The 22,723-nt window shown below is 50.3% G+C and carries 26 protein-coding genes; 9 read left to right on the top strand and 17 right to left on the bottom strand.

Features of this window, described 5'->3' with window-relative positions; translation table 11 throughout:
* Positions 1–36: 36 nt before the first annotated feature.
* Entirely contained in the window at positions 37–627 is a 591-nt protein-coding gene (locus KK083_RS19535; RefSeq protein ID WP_254166550.1) for a Uma2 family endonuclease, read from the top strand.
* On the opposite strand, the gene KK083_RS19530 is transcribed toward KK083_RS19535, so the two are convergent.
* The 7 genes from KK083_RS19530 to KK083_RS19500 form a co-directional block, all read right to left on the bottom strand.
* The gene (locus KK083_RS19530; protein WP_254166549.1) at positions 624–1,844 is read right to left on the bottom strand and encodes an NADH-quinone oxidoreductase subunit D; all 1,221 of its coding nucleotides are present in this window, start codon (positions 1,842–1,844) and stop codon (positions 624–626) included. The genes KK083_RS19535 and KK083_RS19530 overlap by 4 nt on opposite strands.
* Positions 1,844–2,329: an NADH-quinone oxidoreductase subunit C gene (locus tag KK083_RS19525; RefSeq protein ID WP_317195238.1), complete on the bottom strand. Its 486-nt coding sequence runs from the start codon at positions 2,327–2,329 to the stop codon at positions 1,844–1,846. The genes KK083_RS19530 and KK083_RS19525 overlap by 1 nt, the downstream gene beginning before the upstream one ends.
* Complete coding sequence (locus KK083_RS19520) at positions 2,316–2,846, bottom strand: NADH-quinone oxidoreductase subunit B (RefSeq protein WP_254166547.1); 531 nt, start codon at positions 2,844–2,846, stop codon at positions 2,316–2,318. Before KK083_RS19520 ends, KK083_RS19525 begins: the two co-directional genes overlap by 14 nt.
* Positions 2,843–3,358: an NADH-quinone oxidoreductase subunit A gene (locus KK083_RS19515; protein ID WP_254166537.1), complete on the bottom strand. Its 516-nt coding sequence runs from the start codon at positions 3,356–3,358 to the stop codon at positions 2,843–2,845. The genes KK083_RS19520 and KK083_RS19515 overlap by 4 nt, the downstream gene beginning before the upstream one ends.
* A 94-nt stretch (positions 3,359–3,452) precedes the next feature.
* The gene (locus KK083_RS19510) at positions 3,453–3,851 is read right to left on the bottom strand and encodes a DUF1761 domain-containing protein (RefSeq protein WP_254166535.1); all 399 of its coding nucleotides are present in this window, start codon (positions 3,849–3,851) and stop codon (positions 3,453–3,455) included.
* A gap of 18 nt (positions 3,852–3,869) precedes the next feature.
* On the bottom strand, positions 3,870–4,508 hold the full coding sequence (locus KK083_RS19505) for an SRPBCC family protein (protein WP_254166533.1): 639 nt from the start codon (positions 4,506–4,508) through the stop codon (positions 3,870–3,872).
* 10 nt (positions 4,509–4,518) lie between these two features.
* Complete coding sequence (locus KK083_RS19500; protein WP_254166531.1) at positions 4,519–5,013, bottom strand: hypothetical protein; 495 nt, start codon at positions 5,011–5,013, stop codon at positions 4,519–4,521.
* 127 nt (positions 5,014–5,140) lie between these two features.
* Between KK083_RS19500 and KK083_RS19495 the strand changes: the two genes are divergently transcribed.
* Both KK083_RS19495 and KK083_RS19490 read left to right on the top strand, forming a co-directional pair.
* Positions 5,141–6,199, top strand: a complete 1,059-nt coding sequence (locus tag KK083_RS19495) for a sensor histidine kinase (protein WP_254166529.1) — start codon at positions 5,141–5,143, stop codon at positions 6,197–6,199.
* Positions 6,200–6,209: 10 nt separating this feature from the next.
* On the top strand, positions 6,210–6,956 hold the full coding sequence (locus tag KK083_RS19490; RefSeq protein ID WP_254166527.1) for a LytR/AlgR family response regulator transcription factor: 747 nt from the start codon (positions 6,210–6,212) through the stop codon (positions 6,954–6,956).
* Positions 6,957–6,988: 32 nt separating this feature from the next.
* Here KK083_RS19490 and KK083_RS19485 read toward each other — a convergent pair whose 3' ends face one another.
* From KK083_RS19485 to KK083_RS19470, 4 genes are all read right to left on the bottom strand, one after another.
* Entirely contained in the window at positions 6,989–7,900 is a 912-nt protein-coding gene (locus KK083_RS19485; RefSeq protein ID WP_254166525.1) for a YitT family protein, read from the bottom strand.
* A gap of 69 nt (positions 7,901–7,969) precedes the next feature.
* On the bottom strand, positions 7,970–9,277 hold the full coding sequence (locus tag KK083_RS19480; RefSeq protein ID WP_254166523.1) for an amidohydrolase family protein: 1,308 nt from the start codon (positions 9,275–9,277) through the stop codon (positions 7,970–7,972).
* A complete protein-coding gene (locus KK083_RS19475; RefSeq protein ID WP_254166514.1) occupies positions 9,274–10,656 on the bottom strand; it encodes an amidohydrolase in 1,383 nt (460 codons plus the stop codon). Before KK083_RS19475 ends, KK083_RS19480 begins: the two co-directional genes overlap by 4 nt.
* A gap of 19 nt (positions 10,657–10,675) precedes the next feature.
* Positions 10,676–12,388: an amidohydrolase family protein gene (locus KK083_RS19470; RefSeq protein WP_254166512.1), complete on the bottom strand. Its 1,713-nt coding sequence runs from the start codon at positions 12,386–12,388 to the stop codon at positions 10,676–10,678.
* Between the two features lie 325 nt (positions 12,389–12,713).
* Between KK083_RS19470 and KK083_RS19465 the strand changes: the two genes are divergently transcribed.
* The 4 genes from KK083_RS19465 to KK083_RS19450 all read left to right on the top strand — a co-directional run bounded on the left by KK083_RS19465 (position 12,714) and on the right by KK083_RS19450 (position 17,174).
* Positions 12,714–14,147 carry a hypothetical protein gene (locus tag KK083_RS19465; protein WP_254166496.1) on the top strand — a complete coding sequence of 478 codons (1,434 nt, stop codon included), beginning with the start codon at positions 12,714–12,716 and terminating at the stop codon, positions 14,145–14,147.
* A gap of 98 nt (positions 14,148–14,245) precedes the next feature.
* Positions 14,246–15,349 carry a sensor histidine kinase gene (locus KK083_RS19460; RefSeq protein ID WP_254166494.1) on the top strand — a complete coding sequence of 368 codons (1,104 nt, stop codon included), beginning with the start codon at positions 14,246–14,248 and terminating at the stop codon, positions 15,347–15,349.
* Positions 15,350–16,399: a histidine kinase gene (locus tag KK083_RS19455; protein WP_254166492.1), complete on the top strand. Its 1,050-nt coding sequence runs from the start codon at positions 15,350–15,352 to the stop codon at positions 16,397–16,399.
* Position 16,400: 1 nt separating this feature from the next.
* Complete coding sequence (locus tag KK083_RS19450; RefSeq protein WP_254166490.1) at positions 16,401–17,174, top strand: LytR/AlgR family response regulator transcription factor; 774 nt, start codon at positions 16,401–16,403, stop codon at positions 17,172–17,174.
* Between the two features lie 35 nt (positions 17,175–17,209).
* Here the strand turns inward: KK083_RS19450 and KK083_RS19445 are convergent, their stop codons facing one another.
* The 4 genes from KK083_RS19445 to KK083_RS19430 all read right to left on the bottom strand — a co-directional run bounded on the left by KK083_RS19445 (position 17,210) and on the right by KK083_RS19430 (position 19,815).
* Positions 17,210–17,557: a translation initiation factor gene (locus tag KK083_RS19445; protein ID WP_254166488.1), complete on the bottom strand. Its 348-nt coding sequence runs from the start codon at positions 17,555–17,557 to the stop codon at positions 17,210–17,212.
* Positions 17,554–18,345 (bottom strand): J domain-containing protein, encoded by a 792-nt coding sequence (locus KK083_RS32675; protein ID WP_317195237.1) that lies wholly within the window; start codon positions 18,343–18,345, stop codon positions 17,554–17,556. Before KK083_RS32675 ends, KK083_RS19445 begins: the two co-directional genes overlap by 4 nt.
* A gap of 49 nt (positions 18,346–18,394) precedes the next feature.
* The gene (locus tag KK083_RS19435; protein ID WP_254166486.1) at positions 18,395–19,252 is read right to left on the bottom strand and encodes a universal stress protein; all 858 of its coding nucleotides are present in this window, start codon (positions 19,250–19,252) and stop codon (positions 18,395–18,397) included.
* Between the two features lie 92 nt (positions 19,253–19,344).
* Complete coding sequence (locus KK083_RS19430) at positions 19,345–19,815, bottom strand: DUF456 domain-containing protein (RefSeq protein ID WP_254166484.1); 471 nt, start codon at positions 19,813–19,815, stop codon at positions 19,345–19,347.
* Between the two features lie 51 nt (positions 19,816–19,866).
* Between KK083_RS19430 and gloA2 the strand changes: the two genes are divergently transcribed.
* Positions 19,867–20,256 (top strand): SMU1112c/YaeR family gloxylase I-like metalloprotein, encoded by a 390-nt coding sequence (gene gloA2 / locus KK083_RS19425; protein WP_254166482.1) that lies wholly within the window; start codon positions 19,867–19,869, stop codon positions 20,254–20,256.
* On the top strand, positions 20,246–20,860 hold the full coding sequence (locus KK083_RS19420; RefSeq protein ID WP_254166480.1) for an LbetaH domain-containing protein: 615 nt from the start codon (positions 20,246–20,248) through the stop codon (positions 20,858–20,860). The genes gloA2 and KK083_RS19420 overlap by 11 nt, the downstream gene beginning before the upstream one ends.
* 65 nt (positions 20,861–20,925) lie before the next feature.
* Here the strand turns inward: KK083_RS19420 and KK083_RS19415 are convergent, their stop codons facing one another.
* Together KK083_RS19415 and KK083_RS19410 are read right to left on the bottom strand one after the other, a co-directional pair.
* Positions 20,926–21,804, bottom strand: coding sequence for an SMP-30/gluconolactonase/LRE family protein (locus tag KK083_RS19415; RefSeq protein WP_254166478.1), 879 nt, complete (start codon positions 21,802–21,804; stop codon positions 20,926–20,928).
* Positions 21,805–21,925: 121 nt separating this feature from the next.
* Positions 21,926–22,510: a hypothetical protein gene (locus KK083_RS19410; RefSeq protein WP_254166476.1), complete on the bottom strand. Its 585-nt coding sequence runs from the start codon at positions 22,508–22,510 to the stop codon at positions 21,926–21,928.
* Positions 22,511–22,723: the final 213 nt, after the last annotated feature.

Raw genomic sequence — 22,723 nt, 5'->3', positions numbered from 1 at the left:
AAATTATGTATATTTGAATAAATAGCTTGCCAGGCGATGGAATATTTGATCAAGACCAAATCGATCGGAGGGATGACGGAAGAGCAGTTCTTCTGGTTCTGCCAGGAGAACGATTCCATCAATTTTGAAAGGAACGCTAAAGGAGAAATTATCATCATGGCACCTACTGGAATTGACACGGACGAATCTAATCTTGAAATAGCCTCAGACCTGGTTTATTGGAACAGGAAAACCAAACTTGGACATGTGTTTGGATACAACGCTGGTTTTACCTTACCCAACAACGCCGTGCGATCCCCTGATGCTGCTTACATCAAAAAAGAAGAGTGGCTAAGAGTTGCTCCTGCAGACCGCAAAAGATTCGCTCATGTCTGCCCTGATTTTGTGATCGAATTGCTTTCTGAAACGGATCATGAAAGATTTCTACACGAAAAAATGAAAGAGTGGATGGAGAACGGATGCGAGCTTTCGTGGATGATCAATCCCAGGAAGAAAGAAACAACCATCTACCGCAAAAATGGCAGTGTGGAAGTCAGGGCCTTTCATGAAACGCTTGATGGAGAGAATGTTTTGCCTGGCTTCACCCTCGATCTTACCAGCGTCTTCACAAAAGAAGAACAATTCTAACGATCCACTTCACCCATCACCACATCGATCGTTCCGATGATGGCAATGAGGTCGGCGATCAGCACGCCTTTCGCGATCTCTGGAAGTACTGACAGGTTCACAAAAGAGCATGAGCGTCCCTTGCACCTGAACGGGATATCGTTACGGCCGTCAGTTCTGAAGAAAAAGCCGAGCTCACCTTTTGGCGTTTCTCCCCTGATGTAAAAATCCTGTGCTTTGGGACGGATCTTTTTCGGCACCAGTGCCTGCGGATCGAAATCACGTGTACGCTTATGGTCACCGGTAAGCTTTTGCAGGCATTGTTCCACCATCTTCACCGATTCATGGATCTCCTGCATCCTCACCCAGGTGCGGTCCCAGCAGTCGCCTACAGACCCCACCCTGCCCTCTCCTATCGGGATATTAAAATCGAGCTCAGGGTAAATAGAATAGGCATCCACTTTTCGCAGGTCGAACCGAAGACCTGATGCCCGCAGCATCGGACCAGTAACCCCACAGTTGATGGCGAGGTCAAGTGGAAGCACTCCTACATTGGCAGTGCGGTTGATGAAGATCTTATTGTCAATCAGGATCGACTCCAGCTCTTTCAGCTTCGGCTTGATGTAACGGATGAACTCCGCACATTTCTCTTCGAAGCCCACGGGCAGGTCGTAGAACAGTCCGCCGATCCACATATAATTGTACAGCAGCCTTGCGCCGCTTGCCCACTCCAGGAGACGGAGAATGTGCTCGCGATCGCGCATGATCCAGAAGAATGGTGTGAAGGCGCCGATATCCATTCCATACGTACCGATGGCAATAAAGTGAGAGGCGATGCGGTTCAGCTCGGCCATCAGCACTCTTGCATACTCAACTCGTTTCGGGATCTGATCGGTAATGCCCAGCATACGCTCAACACCCATGGCATACACATGCTCACAGTTCATGGCGGCCACATAGTCAAGCCGGTCTACGAAAGGAATGATCTGGTTGAAAGGAAGGTTCTCCGCATGCTTCTCGAAACAACGGTGCAGGTACCCGATGTGGGGAACCACCTCTCGCACGATCTCTCCGTCCATGAGCACTTCCAGCCTGATCACCCCGTGTGTGGACGGGTGCTGCGGGCCGAGGTTGATGATCATCTCCTCCGACCGCAGATCTTCCACCCTGAGCTTGTTGGGCTCAGATTGAAGCAGGCTTCCCGGGTGATTCTTATATTGGATCTGGTCTGTGGGCATTAATACTCCACTTTGATATTTCTATAATACTCCTGTTGCTTGTAATCTTTGCGTAGCGGATGTCCTTCCCAGTCGGCGGGCATCAGGATCCTGCGAAGATCAGGGTGGCCTTTCACCACGATACCGAACATGTCGAACACCTCACGTTCGTGCCAGTTGGCAGCCTTCCAGATCCCCGTGACGGAATCAACTTCGGGCTTTTCACGCGGCACTGCCACCTTCAACATCAGGTGATAGCCGAAGGGGATCGAATACAGGTTATAGGCCACTTCCATCGTTCCAGCTTCGGGGCCATTATCGATACCGGTGACACACGACAACGAGTCGAAGTAGGTGGAAGGGTCCTGGTGAAGTGCATGGCATACGTTCAGAAGATCGGCAGCGGGTAACTTCACAGCTTTGGGCGTGGCGTTGACATCGGCCACCGCTTCGCCATGGCTGCAGTGTTTCTGAACGAAGACTAAGAGGTCGTCAAACGTTAGCATGTTCCTGCTGCATTAGTTTTTCAATTGCTTTCGGGGCCACGAGGCTTTCGCTCCGGATCTTTTCCTGAAGCTTGAGAAAGCCACCGATCAGCGCTTCGGGGCGGGGCGGGCATCCGGGCACATAAATATCCACGGGCACGATCCGGTCCACACCTTTCACAACGTGGTAGCCATGCTGCCAGTAAGGGCCGCCGCAGTTGGAGCATGAGCCCATGGAAATAACGTAACGCGGCTCCGCCATCTGCTCGTACAATCTTTTGATGCGGTCAGCCATCTTGAACGTGACGGTGCCGGCCACGATCATCACATCAGATTGCCGGGGTGATGAACGGGGTGCCATGCCGAAGCGGTCCATATCATAAACGGTGGTTCCCGTGCTCATGAACTCAATGGCACAGCAGGCGATGCCGAACGTCATGGGAAACATGGACGACAACCTGGCCCAGTTGATGAGGTCTTCCATCTTGGTGATGATGAAGCCCCCGTTCTCAAATCGCTGATCGAGTAATCCTTTCATAACTTATCATCTGCCTTTGGCTTCGGGCCGCCGGCGTACTGCTCGTTGATCTTATCGTATAATGTTCTGGGAACCGGTGATTTGTATTCTGTAGGCTGAGGATCTGGCTTGATCCAGTCCAGGAAACCGTTCACCCAGGCATAGGCAAGTCCCAGTCCAAGCACAACAATAAAGATCACCGCCTCTGTTACTGCAAACCATCCCCAACGGCCGTTGGTTTGTTCGATGAGCTCTTTTTTTGCAAAAACGGTTGTCCAGGGAAACAGCAGCACGATCTCCACTTCAAACAATAAAAATATCAGGGCGATGATGTAGAAGCGTACGTTGAACTGCGTCCAGGCAGTGCTGATGGGTTCTTCACCGCTTTCATAGGTGGCGAGCTTTTCTGCATTGGGACGGTTGGGCCGGATCAGCCGCGAGGCAATAAGGCCGCCCACCACGAAGATGATGCCTCCGATGATGAACAGAAGTACTTCTCCAAATGCCGAAATGTATTGCTGATCTGTGCTCACAAGAACCAAAGATAGTCAGTAAAATGGTAATCGGTAATCAGTAACCGGTAATCGGTTTTGAATCCGACGGCTACCGATTACCGAATACCGCTTACTACTTCCAGGCGGCAATGATCACGCCCATGATGGTGAGGGCCACCACGCTGTAACCTGCGTTGATGAGGAAAAGTGTAAACGACTTGCGCTCAAAAAGATAGTGAGTACCCACAAACGTTGCTACCCAGCCGAAGCCGGCCAGGAATCCCCACAAGGCGCCCATCTCCGGCTTATTCTCCGGCCCCATGAACATGGCCAGGTTGATGGCCGAGATCACGGCCAGGAAAAAAGCGAGGCCGAATATTTTTACCATGTTGGAGCCTTTCATACTTTCTTCCGTAAATCCATTCTCCCGCATCCACGCTTTGCCAAATACAGCGGGTGAATACCACAATCCACCGATCAGAAAGGTTGATAAGGCAGCGACGAGTACCGCCCAGATGTTCAGTTGTTCCATAAGATATCAATTAGGGGTTTAAAATCTTTCTGCGGGTTTTAATTCCTTCGGCGCGTATTTCGGAAACTCTCTCCAGTCGACGGGTTTCACCTCCAGGCTATACTTCAGGTTGGGCAGCACAAATCCGCCCCACGCTTTTTCGAAGTAGTTGAAGACGGCTTCCCACTCAGGGCCAACTCCCCAACCGGCCTGGCTCAAGGTTAACAGCGTTTCGCGGTCGCTCGTTTTATAGAGGCGGAGGGAGACCACCGTCCTGTTCTTTCTGATCTCGGGCCACTGCGGGGGAGCATCCCATGTGAAGGAGATCATCTGCTTTGGCTGAATGGCGAGCACCCGGTTGTTCTCGGCGCCGCGTTGTCCTTCAGGCGCTCCGGGGGCAAAAAGAACTTCCATGAATCCCAGCGTTTTCGGCTCAAGCTTGCACGAAGGCGCGAAAAATTTGTGAAAGCCTTTTTCCGTGCTCACCCTTTCCCAGACACTGTCAAGGGGTGCATTGATGCGGACGTAGAGGTTCAGCACCTTTTCTTTGGTGAGCGCCTGCTCCGATGCAGACAGCACCTGGGCGCATACTTCATTTTGTTCGCAGAACATCACCGGTATCAGCAAAAGTATACCGGCCAGGCTGCGGATCATTGTGGTTGCCGATCTTCGTTTCATTGATTGGTGATCAGTGACTTGTAAGTTGTTTTCCATACTGAAGATAATAATTAATGGCCGTTTCCCAGTCCTTCAGGTCGTGGGTATACATCTTCTCAAGGGCTTTCGTATTGAGTTCATTGCCTGTCTCGTTCAGACCTGTATAAGTATAGCACACCTCGGCAATGGTTTTGGATGCCTCGGGTTTACACGCCACACGAATGAACCAGATCCGGTTTGCGGTAGACACTGTATATTCAATGAGATACCGGTCCGGATCGTATTGTGTGATCACCCATGTGTAGTAAGACTCAGACGGGTGATGCGCTTTTGTTCTGAAGATCATGTGCTCTTCCACAATACCTGAGCTTGAATAGATGATCTCAGGGTTCCATCCTTCGGCCCACTCCTTTTCCATCACCGGCCCGAACAATGGAAAAACTTTTTCGATCGGTCCGTTCAGTGTAATGACCGCGCACCTGCTGATGCGCTCAGCCGTTGTATCAACATCAGTAAAAGAAGACATCAGGAGCAGGGTTATAAAAATGATAATTCGCACAGGGTGATCGTTTACTTCAATGAATTTGCGAACTTTATAAACACAAGACAGAACTTAGCGCGCGAAACGGAAAAATAATTGTCTCAACCGACCGATGGCTGACACGATCAACAATAGCGGAGATGTAAAACTGAACGATACGCTCATCAGGCTGATCGGCATTCCATTCTTTGGCATCACCATACCCAACGTGTCAGGCTTGTTCGGCAACCTGAAAGTAACTGACCCAGCCTACTGGGCGGGATACGTTTACTTCGTCATGCTGGCGGCACTGATCTGGGAAGGTAATCGCTACCTGCTTTTCAGGACCCGCAAGCGTTTTACCTGGTTCGACAAGCCCATTGAAAAGCTCATTCTATTATTACTGAACAACGTCTTCTACACATCACCACTCACTGTGGCGTGGCTTTGCCTGTGGTACCGCCTGGCTGGCTTTGAAAAAGTGAGCTGGGATGTGATCCAGATCGTGGTGCTGATCAACGTGATCTGTGTGCTGTTTGTAACGCATGTGTATGAGACTGTGTTTATGGTAAAGGAACAGCAGGGTGAGCAGCTCAAGAATGCGGAGCTCTCACGGGCCAAAGCCGAGGCTGAGCTTGCTGCGCTAAAGAACCAGATCGATCCGCACTTCATGTTCAATTCACTGAACAGCCTGTCTTACCTGATCTCGCAAGATCAGCAGAAAGCTTCATTGTTCACTGAGAACCTTGCCGAGGTTTATCGTTACATCCTGAGCCAGAAAGACCAGACGCTGGTATTGCTGGAAGACGAGCTTGAGTTCACACACAAGTACACCGAGCTGCTTCACCTCAGGTTCGGCAAGGCGCTTCATTTTAAAAGACATTTTAACGGCGCGCTTGAAAAAAGTTATCTCATCCCTCCTACTTCCGTGTTTGTGGCGCTTGAAAATGCGGTGAAGCACAACGAGATCTCGGAGCTTCATCCTTTACAAGTTGATATTGACTTAAAGGAAGATCACCTGATCATCAGCAACAAGATCCGCGAGAAGCGGAACCTTCAGCACTCTTCCCGCATCGGACTCAGAAACCTTGATGAGCGCTTCAGGCTGGTGACAGGAAAGAATATCCTCTCCGGAAAAAATGAAGACAACTTTTTCAAAGTGCAATTACCGCTGATACCGCTGAAAAGCTAAACCACCGCACATGAAAGTTATTATCATCGAAGACGAACTGCTCGCCCAGGCTAAGCTCGAAGCCATGCTGCTAAGTCTCGACCCTGGCATCCGGGTACTGGCGCGACTGGGCAGTGTGAAAGATACGCTGGCATGGCTCTTGCAAAACGCGTCACCCGATGTTGCCTTTGTCGACATCCAACTCGCTGACGACCACTCCTTCGAGATCTTCAGAAAATATCCCGTGCAGTTTCCCGTGATCTTCACCACAGCCTTCGACAAATATTTATTGGAAAGTTTCGAGTTCAACTCCATCGACTACCTGCTGAAACCGATCACGGAAGAGAAATTAAAAAGATCGCTAACAAAACTTAAAAAACTCGAGCAGCATTTTGTGCAGGGCAACATCATGAAGCTGATCGGCCAGGTAAATGCTTCCGGCAAAGACCGCATTGTTGTAAAGAAAGGAACCGAATTCATTGCCCTCACCCTCGATGAGATCGCATTCTTTTTTACCGAACACCGCATCGTGTTTGTAAAAGATCTTGCCGGCCACCAGTTCATCGTAGACAAAAACCTGGGAGAAATTGAAGCGGACCTCGACCCCAAGAAATTCTTCCGCATCAACCGCAAGTTCATCGCCCATATCAATGCCATCGAGAAGTTCAAACCCGACAATGGAAAGATCAGGGTTTACCTGAAACCCGAAATGAAAGAAGAGATCCACGTGAGCAAAGAGACGGCGCCTGATTTCAGGAAATGGATCGGAGCAGAGTAACCCTTTGAGGGTTCAAAACCCTCAAAGGGTTGTTACTCCTGCAACGGGCGTTTTTTGATCATGCCGCCCTTAATATCGTTCACACTGTTCTCCACCACGAAGGCCTCGTCGTCGATCTTGGTGATCTCCGTCTTCAGCTTCTGAAGCTCGAGGCGCGTGATCACGGTATAAAGCACGTCGATATCGGAATCGCGATGTCCTTGCTTGCCGAAGCCGCTTTTCCCTTTAAGCACGGTAACGCCGCGCCCCATGTGATTGATGATGGCATCTTTGATGAGCTCGCTCTTCTGCGAAACGATGATCACGCTGGTATACTCTTCAATACCGTGCACCACGAAGTCGACCGTTTTGGAAGCAACCAGGTATGTGAGGATGGCATACAGCGCCGTTTCGATGTTGATGAGGTAGGCCGCCACCGAAAAAATAATGATGTTCAGGAACAGGATAAAATCACCGACGGTAAGCGTGGTCTTGCGGCTGGTATAGATGGCCAGCACTTCCGTTCCATCGATCACACATCCGCCGCGAATGGAAAGTCCGATACCAAGACCGAGGAAGAATCCACCAAAGAAAGAGATGAGCAGCTTATCGTTGGTGACCAGTGGGAAATTGATAAAGGCGAGACAGAGCGCCAGGGTGATGATGGCTACAAATGTTTTCAGGGCAAAGAGCTTGGATACCTGGGTGTAGCCGATCACCATAAACGGAAAATTGATCAGCACCAGCAGGATAGACACATCGATCTGTGTAAGCACGTTGGTGAGCAGCGAGATACCCACCACACCGCCATCGAGAAAACCATTGGGCAGCAGAAAACTTTTCAGTCCGAAAGCCGCAGACATCACGCCGAAGGAGATAAAGACAATATCTTTTATCGCCCGTTCGAAGTTGATGCGTTTGATGCGAAGTTCATTGAGCTTTTGAAAACGCTGATAGGTAGACATGGCCGGAAAATACTAAAAAAGCCACAGAAATTCTGTGGCTTCTTTCGCAACGTAATATTTTCGGATCTTTTATTTTTCCTTGGCTACACCGGGATCGCGCTGTAAGAATTCGTCATACAACAAGGTCTGGCGGCTGACCATCGGCATCTGCCAGCCATCGATAAATACCTGGCTTACCTGGGTTTTGGGCTCGAAGGGATCACCATTGCAAACGAACAACGTTGCACTTTTTCCCTGTTCGATGGAGCCGAGCTTATCGGCCACACCAAAGATTTCCGCGGGTACGATGGTGATGGCTTTGAGCGCCTCTTCCCGTCCCATGCCATAGGCTGCTGCAAAGCCGGCGTGGTAGGGCAAATTCCGGTAGTTCAGATGACCGTCATCGGTTTTGATGGCCACCTTCACACCGGCTTTTCTGAGCAAACCGGGGTTCGCATAAGCTTTGTCGTAGCGGTCGTAGTCGCGGGTGGGGAGCTCCAGCACCGGACCTGCCAGCACGGGGATGTTGGCTTTCGCAATTTCATCGGCCACGCGCCATCCTTCTGCAACACCGCTCAGGATCACCTTTTTGATCTTTTTCTCCTTGATCCACTTGAGCGCAGTCTGAATATCCCTGGCGGCATTCACATCGATGATCAAAGCCATTTCTCCACGCACCACGGGAAGCATCGCCTGCATCTCAGGATAATAGGTGCCCTTACCTTTGGTTGCCGAGTCTATTCTATGGTACTGTACGGCACGTTCCCACACCTCGCTGATGCGGAGCAGTGATTTCTCAGTGGCCTTCTTGATGTCTTCGTCAGAGCGGCGGTCGAAAGGTCCCCTGCGGCCGGTGCGCGGAAAATTCAACAGCACGGCCTCAAAACCTTCGAACATCTGGTCCGGTGTATAACCATGCAGACTCACCAGCGCCGCGGTGCCAGAGAACAGATCGCCTTCAGGCAATGTAAGCGTGGTGGTAACACCGCTGATCCTGTTAATGGGAATAGCAGCAGAATTAGGGTTGATGGCGGTGAGGGCTTTCATCTGCGGCACAACGTCGCCAAGCTCGCTCACATCGGTAGCCTGTGGTGCCTGGCCAAACTCAAAAAGACCGAGCCGGGTTCCGCTATCGATCATGCCGGGATAGATCCAGCTTCCTTTGCAATCGATCACCTCAGCGCCCTGCGGCACCTGGATGTTTGTTCCCACCGCTTCGATCTTGCCGTTGCGGATAATAACAGTGCCATTGCTGATCACACCTTTCGTGACCGTTTCAATAGAAGCATTGGTGAGCGCGAAAGTGCCGTATTTTCCCTTGGGACTTTGTGCCCCGAGATCCATGACGCAAACCAGCAACAGAAGCAGGCCTGCGATATATTTTATTGTTCTGATCATTGCTCGTTAAGGTTTAAGCCAAACATTTTTACAAACATGTAGTCAGCGCCTTCCATACATTGCTCATGGGCATTGCGGGTTTCGCGTAACGTTGTGGTCTCTACCGACTGTCTGGGATCGACAAAGATGCGCATGTCATCCGGGTCTTTGGAACGATCGAACCGCACGATGCCATCCACAACCGTGATCATCGGAATGGCGTAGATGGAGAGCGGATGTTTGCTGAAGATGGCGATGTCAGCCTCTTTGCCTGTTTCGATAGAGCCTACACGGTCTTCGATGCCCAGCTGCCTGGCGGGATTGATGGTGATGAGCGACAACGCTTCATCGTCATTAAGATCGCCATACTTCTGGGTTTTGGCCGCTTCGTGATACAGGTGCCGCATCAGCTCGGCATCGTCCGAGTTGATCGAAGTGGTAACGCCGTTCTTCGTCAGAATGGCAGCGTTGTAAGCTGTTGAATAATACACTTCGAGCTTGTAAGCCCACCAGTCTGAAAATACTGAGGCCATGGCACCGTAAGCAGCAAGCTCGGGCGCTACTTTGAAGCCTTCGTTCACGTGCTGGAACACGATCCTTTTCACACCAAAATCTTTGCAAACTTTGAGCATCATCTGCAGCTCATCGGCGCGGTAGCTGTGGCAGTGCACAATGATGTTGCCCCTGAGCACATCGGCCAGCGTCTCCAGCCTCATGTTGTAGGCCGGGGGTGCGCCGCGAAATCCTTTCTGGATCTTTTGCTTGTTGTAAGTATCCCAGGCCGCCATGTACTCCTTTGCCTGCGAGAATGCCTGGCGGATCACAAACTCAACGCCCATGCGGGTGCGCGGAACGATACCGCCACCACCGTGAACGCGTGTGGGGTTTTCACCCAATGCAAACTTGATGGTGCGGGGCGCTCCTTCCATACGCAACAACTCGGGGTCTTTTACACCGAAGCGAAGCTTGATGGTTTCGCACTGTCCACCAATGGCGTTGGCAGAACCGTGCATGGCGTGGATGGTGGTAACGCCGCCACCCAGCGCACGATAAAGATTAACCTGAAACGGGTTCAGTGCATCTCCCGTGTTCACTTCTGCTGTCACCGGGCTCGTGCCTTCGTTGATGGCATCGAGACCTGCATGCGAGTGCGCATCGATGATGCCGGGCATCACAAACATTCCTTGTGCATCAATAACTTTGTAACCGGCGGGTGCCGTCAGGTTCTTTCCCACCTGCGCGATCTTTCCGTTGGTCACCAGCACATCCGTGCCTTCCAGTGTTCCTTTGGTGACAGTGAGCACCGTTCCTCCTTTGATCAGCATATTGCCGCGCTCCACCTGGGCGCTCAGCTGCTGTGCCAGAACAGCAATACAAATTATCAGTAATATCTTTTTCATGATTTCAGTCAGTTAATGATCAACGATTCGGATCTTTCTTGCCTTCTACGGGGAAGCTTCCATACTGCCCTACCGTGGCCGATCCCTTGTAGCTGCTACCGTCTACCGTGGCATCAACATCCACTTTGAAGCTCTGGCCTCCTACCTGCACCGTGTAGCTGTATCGCAGTGCGTTTCCATTGAGCTCAACTTTTTCCAGTGACACCGCCTGCGCTAACCTTCCACCCGTGATGGAGCCTGAATAGTTGCTGCCATCTTTTTTGAAGGTAACGGTCTCTTCACTTTTGCCCTGCGGCGTTTCTGTGGTCACAGACCAGGTACCGGTGATCTCCGCTTTTGCACCTGCATCAGCTTTCGGAGTCTCCTTCACATCGTACTTATACATGATTCCATCAACGAATACGTAACGGACTCTTGCCTTTTCATGGAAGTAAGGTTTATCACTCAACACGAGGCTGGCGATCTTGCCATTATCAACCGTGCCGAGTCTGTCTGACAACCCCAGAAGTTGCGCAGGGCTTGTGGTGAGCGCTGCCAGTGCCTGGTCTTCGGTGAGACCGGCCTTGATCATACGGCGCAGGTTGGTGCGAATATCAGATGTTTTCGCGCTCAGCGAAGAGAACCCGAAGGTGACGCCGGCTTTCTGAAACGTTGCGGCCTGGCCTGTGTATAACGCGAGGAATTCCGCCTTACGTTTTTCGAGGGCTTCTTTTTCAGCAGGCGTCAGTGTGCCGGCTTCTTCTTTCTTGTCTTTGCTCTTTTCTTCTTTCTTGTCTTCCGGAAGATCGAGACTCAAAAAAACCTTCGCGCCTGAGCTTTTGATCCTGGCGATAGCATCCCATCCCTCTTTTACATCACCCAGCACCAGGGAGAAACCGAGCTCAGATTGCAGGGTCATCACACGTTGTGTTTCAAGGTATTTGTCGGCTTCGAACAGCACGGGAATACGTTTGTCGATCACAGGATAAAAAGCTTCCAGGATACGGTCTGACGCAGGACGGCTGAGGCCCGCCCGGTTGGCAGCATACATCGTTTCATAGTTCTTGTTCTGAACGGCCTGGCGATACAACTCACGCCACTTAGACATTACGGCAAGAATGGTGGAGGGATAAACACGGGGTGCGCCGGTAAGCTCAGAGAACAGGGCCGACTTTCCAGCGAGCACCATGGCATCAGATGTTTTGCCGGTGAGCTGGATGATGGCGCCACTACCCGGCAACATGTTTCCATAAGGCACAACCTGTGCAGCGGTAAAACCGAGGGCACGCAGATCGTCTGCTGATTTATCGGACGGATTCAGGAAAGTGCGTACGTCATTCTGGGGTGTGATGCCTGCCAGTTCGGGCGTGGGGTTGCCGGGATCCTTGGGGCGCTCACGGTTGGCTTCTTCTTTGGGCTTGCTTACACCGGCCCGCGAAAGGCCATCGATAAAACCCGCATAAATATAGAGGCTGTCACCTTTGATGATGATGGCCTCCGGCGGAATGGCAACACCTTTTCCCACGGCGGTGATCAGGCCGTCTTTCATCACAACGGTGGCCCTATCGAGCTTGCGTCCCGGCCCCTGGAAAACGGTTGCATTGGTAATGGCATACGTTCGGCTGACAGGCGACAGCTCCTTTTCTTCCTGCGGTTGCTGCTGAAATTGCTGCGCCTGGAGCAGGGCAGGCCAGCCTAAAGCCAGCATTACCATGAATTTCAGGCAAATGCGGCTGCGGTAGAATCTCTTCATGTCATTAGGTTTAGGTTAAGCCTGTAAAATAGATCAGTTTACGCTGGCATACAAGGGTTGTACACCAGTGGCAATAGAAAGGTACGAGGTACGAAATATGAAGTACGAGGTACGAAATACGAGGTACGATGAATGCAGATCGAGCTATCGTACTTCGTACCTCGTATCCCGTACTTTTACGCTACAACTCGATACACTCCTTCAACACTTCAGTACACATGCCTTGGGTACCGTGTATCCAATCACCATTATTGTATCGTAATAGTGTACAGAACCAAATTTTACCGATATGATTTTCCGTAGATCGATTTCCTGGGTTGTAAGCATGGCTTTGGCAGGACTGAGTTTCCAACCGGTGTTCAGCCAGGAAGTGTCAGCCAGCAGTGAATCCAAATCATCCAATACCACGATCATCCAGCAGGACAAGGGGGGCACCATGCGGTGGCGTACGTCAAACGGGTACTCCGATTTCAATATCGAGATGCGTGGAAGGATCGAGCTTACCGAAGACGACAAGGATATTAAAAGTATTTCGGACGACGGCTACCTGGAGATCAACAAGACCGTGTTCGGCAGCAAACGTTCCATTGTGATCGAGTCGCTCGGTGGCGGCAAAATGAAACGGGAATATTATGAAGGCCGCACCAAGATGGATTGGGAGCCGAACGGCAAGGCATGGCTCGGCGAGATCCTGCCTGACATTGTACGCAATACCACCATCGCGGCAGAAGCCCGGGTGAACCGGTTCTTCAAACAGGGAGGCACGGCCGCAGTACTGGCAGAGATCGACAAGATCGACAGCGACCACGTTAAATCGCACTATGCCAACCTGCTGATGAAACAGCCCGTGCAAACGAAAGATTATGTTTCTATCGTCAATAAAGTAGCGGAAGAGGTAAACTCAGATCATTATATGTCTGAGTTCCTGCGCAAAAACATTTCAAAGTTCATGCAGAGCAAGGAAGCTACCACCGCTGTCTTCGCTGCAACGCGGAGGATAGGCTCTGACCATTACAAAACGGAAGTGATCAAAGAAGCCTTGCGCGGGCAGGCAGCTTCGCCGGAGAACGTCAGGATCATCCTGCAGGCTGCGGGCCAGATGGAAAGTGATCACTACATCTCAGAAGTGCTGCGCGCGCTGCTGAATCAGAACAACCTGAGCGATGCCGTGATGGTAGAAATGATCAACACCACCAACAACATCGAATCCGATCATTACAGGTCCGAGATCCTGAGAAAGGCACTGCAGAAGAACGGCCTTTCCAGCCTCTCCTATCAGCGTGTGATCGAGTCCATAAAGGGCATTGAATCAGATCACTACATCACCGAGGTGATCAAAGACCTGCTGAACAGCAAACTTACCGATGAGCACCTCACCCTGTTGCTGGATGTGACTGGCTCCATTGAATCCGATCATTATCGCTCAGACGTGCTGCGTACCTTGTTGAGCAGACAAGACCTGACAGATGCGCAATTCGGCAAGGTAATCGATAACGCCGGGCACATCGGCAGTGATCACTACATGCACGAGGTGCTGCGGCTGGCCCTGAGAAGACCCAACATCGAAGACAGTAAAGTGATCGCGGTGCTCAATACGACACGAAGGATCGACTCAGATCATTACGCCACTGAAGTGTTGCTGGAGGCGGCCCCCAGGGTGAAAAACGGAAGCGTTCCGTTACGCGATGCCTACCGCAACGCAGCACGTGAGATCGGATCGGAGACGTATTACGGCAGAGCACTCAAAGCCATTGAGTAATCATCCCGTACAACTGATAATAGTCTATTTCTGACCATCATAAAAAACAGTTAAAATGAGATCGAATGGCACTGTAATTTTGGGTAACTTAGGTTACGATGTCAGACCTTTCGTTGCGTCATCTTATGAATGAGCGGATCCGCAAAATAGCCATAGCAGCGCTCGTGGCGGGAGCGGCAGCGGGATTGTTCTACGCGTACCTTCACTTCAGTGAAACAGCCAGGTTCCCGCACCCGATCTCGGCAAGCACGGAGATCCTCTCCAGCGTGCTGATCGGAGCCATACTGGGAGTTGTGCTGTACCTGTTCAACGATCTGCTCGATCGGTGGATCCCGTGGAGAAAATATTTCGCAGCGCGATTCCTGACAGGCTACCTCAGCAACATGGTCATTGCCATGACAATAAGCCTTGGCATGGCAATGATCTTCATCTCTCTTTCAGAAGAAACGTTTTTCTGGACGGGCCTCAATCGCAATGATGAAGACGTGATCTGGAAGATCTCCATCCTGATGCTCAGCGCGCTGTTCATCTACAACGTGGTCTATGCACTGCTGTATTCTTATCAGCACTACGCCGTGGCGCAGATCGAGAACCTGCAAAGCGAGCGCAAGCAGCTCGAGCTTCAGTTCGAAGCGCTGAAAGGACAGATCAGTCCCCACTATCTGTTCAACAGCCTGAACACCATTTCGTCGCTCATCTTTAAAGACCTTCCCTCCGCCGAACAGTTCATCCGCCGGCTGGCGCAGACCTACCAGTATATCATGGCCACGCAGAACAAAAAATATGTATTACTGAAAGAGGAAGTAGATTTTGTTCAGTCTTACTATTATTTACTGCGGATCCGTTTCCAGCAACAGCTGAATGTGGAAATCAATCTTCCCTCGGGAATTATGAACAGCAAGATCCCACCGCTCACACTGCAAATGCTGGTGGAAAATGCTGTCAAACACAACACGCTTACCAGCGATAAAAAACTTTTCATCTACATCACGGCTCAGGACAATACTTACCTGAGGGTGATCAACACCAAAACGGCCACCCTCGACAGCATCAGCTCGTTCCGCGTAGGATTGGAGAACATCCGGAAACGGTACAGCTACTTTACGGACAAACGGATCGAAGTTAAGGACGAGGAGAAATTCACGGTATCCCTGCCGGTAATTCATAAACACGAGCCGGCAGAGCAAAAATTTTCAGCGTAAATGAAACGTTATTTTATCCATAATCCCCTCTTCCGAATACTGGCACCCGCCATTTACGGTGTGCTCATCTACCTGCTGATCCTGCTCATCAACAACAATGTGGCCCAGGTAAACGAGCTGTTCATCAGCCAGGAAGTATACGTTTGCATCGGGTTGTCTTATATTTCATTCGAGTTCACACGCCTGATCATCATCGTGATGAACAAACTTTTGAAGGATCGCTACCAGAGTGTTCGCATAGCGCTTCAGTTCGTCATCACGGCGGCGCTTTCGGTAGCCCTTGTGCTGGTGTGCCTGAGCTTCTATTTCAAACTGATGATCGGGTTCACCATCAGCGGCACCCAGCTGATGACCTTCGGCAGCATCTTCACCGTTACCGCGTTTCTTTACAACCTGCTCTACTTCAGCAATTACTACCTGCAAAAGGAGAACACCCTGAAGCTGAATGCAGAAAAGCAACAGCGTGAAGTGCTGGAAATGGAAATGCTGGAATTCAAGAATGACATCAATCCCGACCTGCTCTATGAAAGCCTCGAGAACCTGATCGGCCTTATGTATCGTGATGTAGAACAGGCGGAGGAGTACATCGATTGCCTGGCGAGTGCTTACCGTTATGTACTCAGCAACCGTCAACAGGAACTGGTCAGCGCCGCCACCGAGCTGGAGGCTGCCCGCATCATGGTGCGACTGCTGAACGAAAAATATCATGGACAGCTGAGGTTCGAACCCGCCCTCGAAAACGACGAGCTCGATTGCATGCTCATTCCAGGTTCGTTGCCCGTGATCATCGAAAGTATGGTACGCAACACCATCATCACACGCTTTGAACCTTTTGTGATCAGGTGTTATGTTGAAGACGATTACATCACCATTCAAAGCCGGCTTAACGACCGCCTGGTGACTCATCCTACCAGCGAGCTTGCGCTTACCCGCCTGCAGAAGTCATATTCTCTTTACAGCGATCTTCCGCTGATCAAGGTAAAAGCCTACCAGGAAAATTATGTTAAATTGCCCGTGATCCGTGTGGCCGAAGAAATCGCATTACAGTAGCATGAAGGTAATTATCGTCGAAGATGAAGTGCCCGCCGCAGAAAAGCTCGAGCGGTACCTGCAAAAATATGATGCCTCCATCCAGGTGATGGCACGTTTCGATTCCGTAGAGAACACTGTAAGCTGGTTAAAAGAAAATCAGGACAAGATCGATCTCATCTTTATGGATATTCAGCTCATCGATGGATTGAGCTTCCAGATCTTTCAACAGGTGCAGGTGCGCAAACCTGTGATCTTCACAACTGCATTCAACGAGTTCGCGCTCGACGCCTTCAAGGTGAATAGCATCGATTACCTGCTGAAGCCTATTACGTTTACCGACCTTTCCGCGAGCCTGAAAAAACTGGAAACCCTCCGGCAGCAGTTTCAATGGAATAAAGACCAGGAAGAAAAAGTGCAGCAGGCCTTCTCATCGCTGAAGACCAAAGAATATAAAAACAGGTTCATGGTAAAGCTGGGAGAGCACATCCGCTCCATCACGACCGACCAGATCGGCCTGTTCTATGCCGACGGCCGCGACGTATACCTGGTCACCACACAAAACCGTAAGTTCATTATCGATTATACCCTCGAGGCGCTGGAAGACATTCTCGATCCCGCCTTGTTCTTCAGGCTCAACCGCACATTTATTCTCAATATCAACGCTATCAAAGATGTGCTGGTGTATTCGAACAGCAGGCTGAAGATCACCCTTCAGCAGGAGTTCGATAAAGAGATCATCGTAAGCCGCGAGAAGGTAGGTGAGTTTAAGGAATGGTTTGACGGAAGCAGGTAATCGGTAACCGGTATTCGGTGATCGGTAAATGCACGTTATCCTACACGTTTCGCTTTATACCCTTCTTTTGTCAGGATCTGTACTACTTTGTCGCGAACGTCGCCCTGGATGAGGATCTCGCCATCTTTGACCGAGCCACCAACGCCACATTTCGATTTTACCAGCTTGCCCAGCGTTTCAAGGTCGGCAGCTGTTCCTACAAACCCGGTGATCAGCGTTACCTGCTTGCCTGCCCTGCCGCTTTTGTCGAGCGAAGCTTTCAGGTTCTGCTGCTGCGGGGGAAGCGTTTCTGCTTCGTTCTGCTGCTGATATTCGTAGCTGAAGCTGTTGTCTGTTGAATAGACAACTCCTTCGCGTTTTTTCCAATCGTTCTTTTTGCTCATATACTGAATACCAGGTACAAAAGTATAACAATTAAGATTCCACACACTATGCTGGCGTTGAATACAAATTCCGTTCGCCGTGGCAGCATAATAGCCAGCAGCGAAATAATAAACAGCACCAGGGGGAACAAGCTTAGGGCACCCCTGTAAATATAAGCCAGCCTCACAACATGCGTACCCTCGCGATTAGACACACTCAATTCAGTGGAAAAAATGGGTGTGGCAACGATGCGTATTGGCTGCTCATGGAAAGTGGTTGCTTCCCGTTCATATATTCTGAAATTTCTTCCGCTGGTGGTGATCATTACGTGGTATCTATAGGCGCCACGGCGTCCCCTGACGCTGTATATTTCGGCGATCTCATCATCGTACTCCCGGGCAGGCAAGGCCAGGTCAATTGCAAGGAACACCGTAAGCACCAGTCCCACAACCGTGAGCCATCTGAAATACGGCAGGTACTGTCCCATCAGGTCGCGCGGTGTAGGATCGCGCCGTACGCCGGGATTCGGCCGTCTTCTTCTGTAAGCAGGATCGCGGTGTGCGGGTGGAGCCGGCGCCTGATCCAATATCTCCGCAAAAGGATTGGCAAGCCTCAGGTCATAGGTTTGTCTTTTTTCCGGGTCACCCAGCACATCGTATGCCTCATTTACTTCCTGAAACAGCGCATGTGCGCGTGGATCGGGATTCTTGTCGGGGTGATAAAGCACCGCCAGCCTGCGATAAGCACGTTTGATCTCCGCCATGGAAGCAGAGGTCTGTACACCGAGAATGGAATAATAATTTTTCACCGGGCCTTTGAAAAAAAAGAAGCCCCTTGCGGGGCCTCCAGTGTCAGTATTATTTTCTCTGCTTCGTCACAAACGTCAGCACGGGGCGTTTGGAATGTGAAACCACATCTTCGGCAATGCTTCCTGCCAGCACGTGTGCAAAACCTGTGCGGCCATGCGTAGCCATCGCAATCATGTCGGCGTTAATGCTGTCAGCAAAATAAACGATGCCCTCCTCTTCGGTGAGATCGTTAAAAACATTGATGGTGAAATTTTTCAACTGAAGCTTCTTCGCAAAATCCTGCATGTATTTTTTTACCACGGTATCGCGTTGAAAATTTCCAGGTGTATTGATGCGCACCAGGTGAACCGTGGCGTCGTACAGTTGCTGGGTTCTTCTCACGATCCTTGAAAACACCTCTTCGTCTTTGCTCATGGAGGTTGCATAGACGATATTCTTGAAGTCAGACTTGGCGGGTTTCTTATGCACGGTGAGCACGGGGCAGTTGGCGTGGCGCACTACTTTCTCTGTGTTAGACCCGATGATCATTTCTTCAAGCTTGGTCTTACCTGCGGTTCCCATCACCACAAGGTCTACTTTCTGATCGGTGATGATCGTTCTCATGCCATGAAAAGGTGTACCCAGTCGCAGCTCCTGCCTTACTTTAACGCCTGTGAGCTTCGCATCTTCCACCATCTTGGCCAGCTGTTTCTTTCCACGCTCGATGAGGCGCATGGTGAAGATCCTGTCTTCCCAGTCTGTGCCCGTAGAAACTTCGCCATCGATGGTCAGCGAATCTCCGGTGGCTTCCTCCACAACGTGGAGCAGCACCAGCTCGGCATTCGACTTTTTAGCGATGTCTGCAGCAACATCCACGGCGATCTGAGCGGGCTTGGAAAAATCAGTAGGTACCAGTATCTTTTTCATGTACGTGAGGTTTATTGTATGAAGAGGGTAAAAGTAGCTATTTCAGATAAAATTAAAAATGCCGTTTGTCAGTGCACCGGATTAGAGGATCATTAAAAAGCCTTCACAAAATACCACACCATCACAAAGCACGCCACCAGCTTCAACAACGTTCCCACCAGAAATCCTAAAAAAGAACCGAACGCAGCGCGCAACGCCTGTTCAGAACTGCTATTGGCCACCAGCTCACCGATGAAGGCTCCGGCAAAGGGCCCGACAATGATGCCCACAGGTCCGAGCCACAACCCTGCGATCAGCCCGATCACACATCCCCACATACCATACTTCGTTCCGCCGTATTTTTTAGTGCCGTAGACAGGTATCACATAATCGAGTAAAGTAACCACCACAGTAACCACGGCCCAGATCACCAGGAAACGGGTTGTGTAGGGTGCGTCGGTCTGGAGCTGCTGGATGAGCAGCGCCACGTAACACAATGGAGGTCCCGGCAGGAATGGCAGAACACAACCTGCCAGCCCAAGCAGCATCAGCAGAGAACCGAGTACCAGCAGAAAAATATCCATGATTTCAATATTGGTTTAAAATTCACAAATTGAAAGACAATATACCCAACTATGTTCACACCCAACGGCATTCACCACGTAGCCATTATCTGCTCCGATTACGAAAGATCTAAAAAGTTCTACACACAGGTGTTGGGAATGACCGTGGCGGCTGAACATTACCGGCAGGAAAGACAATCGTGGAAGCTTGACCTGAGCCTCAATGGAAAATATGTGATCGAGCTGTTCTCCTTTCCCGATCCTCCCCCGCGCGTATCCAGACCCGAAGCCCGCGGCCTGCGGCACCTCGCCTTCGAAGTGGGAGATCTTTCGCTCGCCCTCCGCCATTTGCAGCAACATCAGGTCGAAGCCGAGCCCGTACGCATTGACGAGTATACCGGCAAACGATTTACCTTCTTTGCTGATCCCGATAACCTTCCCATCGAATTTTATGAAAAATAGCATCGACCTTGGCGCCTACCTGCAAACGTTCTCGAAGATCTTCCCCTCACAACTGAAGGAAAATCCCTGGCACATTCCGCAGCTGCTCGGACAGATGCTGACCGAAAAATTCAACGCGCTTACGGGTGAATACAGGATCCAAGACGACGTGGCCATTCATAAGTCGGCCAGGATCGAAGACCATGCCGTGATCAAAGGGCCCGCCATCATCTCGGCAAACTGCTTCATCGCCGCGCATGCTTACCTGCGGGGTGGCGTATTCCTGGATGAGCGCGTCACCATCGGACCGGGTTGTGAAGTGAAGACCAGCATCGTACTGGCCAACAGCGCGCTGGCACATTTCAATTTTGTAGGAGACTCCATCGTCGGCGCACATGTGAATATGGAAGCGGGATCGGTGATCGCCAACCACTACAATGAACGTGAGCAAAAAGAGATCGCGGTGCTGATCAATGGAAAATGTATGCCTACGGGTTGTCAGAAATTCGGAGCACTGATAGGTGACCACACCAAGATCGGCGCAAATGCGGTCCTGTCACCGGGTACGATACTCGAACCACGCAGCGTTGTGGGGAGGTTAGCGCTTGTTGCCCAATGCGGGTAGAAAAAGGTACGAGGTACGAGATACGAGGTACGGGGGTGCACCGATCGTACCTCGTATTTCGTACTTTATCTCCCTGGGATATCGTTCAGAAACTTTTCCATGCCTTTCCGGTCTTGTAAGGTCACAAAAACTTCGCGGCCTTTCTTTCCACCGAACACAAGGTTGCTGCACCTTTTACCTTTGAGCGCTACTTCGCGGATCTGTTTCCCATCGGGTGACAACACAGCAATGGTACCTTTGCCATACCGCGTTACGTAGAGATTACCTTTCTTGTCGCACTTCATTCCGTCGAAGCCAAAGTCGGGGAACTCGGCAAAGAGTCTTTTATTGGAAATGTTGCCCGATGCATCCACATCAAAGACCCATATCTTTCGTTGAACACTCTCGTTCACATACAATGTTTTTTCATCGGGACTGAGCGTGATGCCGTTAGCGGTGCCCATGTTGCCGTCCAGCAACGTGGCTTTTCCATCGGGATCGATGCGCCAGATCTTGCCCGTGCTTTCTTTCCAGTTGGGATCTGAGGCAAAGAGCTGGTCTTTGCTGTTGATGCAGAGGTCGTTCGGCTGATTGAAATCGTCGCGGTGCACATGCACGCTGATCTTCCTGCTTTTGCGCTCCACCTTTAGCACATTGTGCCCCGTGAAGTCGGCAAGGTACATATTGCCTTTACGGTCAAACTGGATGCTGTTGGCGGTGCTGCCCTGGGGAAGGGTTACGAACAGGCTCACGGTACCGTCGGGTTTCACCAGGCCGATGGTACCATCCTGCTGAAAGTTCACCACGTACAGGTTTCCCTTTTTGTCAAAGGCCGGCCCTTCGATGTTGTTGGTAAAAAGATTTTCGGCGGTATGGTCTGTAGCTTTGAACAGCGCCGGGGCATTCTGTTGTGCGAAACACACACAAGCCGAGAGAAACAATGATAGGGAGAACAGAGGTTTCATAATGACAAATTGATGATCAATGTTAGGGAAATATAGGAAATTGATCGATCAGGCAAGCCATAAAAAAACAAAAGCCCCCCGGTTTCCCGGGAAGGCTCTTTTCCAATCAATCTACCCTTAATTAAAACCGAATGGTTCTTAAATTTCCTGAGTTGTCAGAAACCTCAAATGTATAGGCGCCTGACACATTGTTCAATTTGTATACCTGAGCAAAGTCACCATCCACTTCTTTAGTTTCAGAATGGATGAGGTTGTTCTTTGCATCGAATATTTTAACGTTGATAGGCTCGTTCGAACCTGCGTTCACTACTGACAGGAGGTATTTACCTTCCGCGTTCACGAGTTTGCTTACGTGTACAAACTTTGCAGATTTTTTAGAACCGTAAACGATCTTTTCGATCTTCTTTCCGGCAGCATCGATCAGTTCGATCGTATATTCACCAGGTTGCAGGCCAGCGAAATTCAGCGGGCAGATGAAACCATCCACGCCAGTGAATACTTCAGCCATAATTACTTTGTCTTCGGCATTGTAAATGTTCAACTTTACTTTTCCAGTTGATTCACCTTTATAAATAACTTTGAACACTTCAGATCCTTTAACGGGTACGATAGCCATACCAGTTCTACGTGGCTCATCCTTTCCAGCGGCTAAGGCAACCGAGCTCACTAACACCAGCGCTGCGAAGAAAAGTGATTTTGTTTTCATGATTGTATTTTGTTTTTGTTTACTGTACAAATATACGGCAGGTGTATGCGCGGGTTCGAAACTTGTAAGGAAACCTGTTTTAATTTCTTAAATAACGTTTGCGGAAAAGCAGGTGCATGATTCACAAAAAAATGCCGCTTAAAACAGGCATGAATCGGTTTCGGTGCGAAAGTTTTTTATTACAACGTTTGCAATAACGGAGTGAATGGGCGC

The organism is Chryseosolibacter histidinae, from assembly GCF_018598225.1.
GTDB lineage: Bacteria > Bacteroidota > Bacteroidia > Cytophagales > Cyclobacteriaceae > Chryseosolibacter > Chryseosolibacter histidini.
Note: the sequence above shows the minus strand (reverse complement) of the source record. Positions and strands in the feature narration are given on the sequence as shown.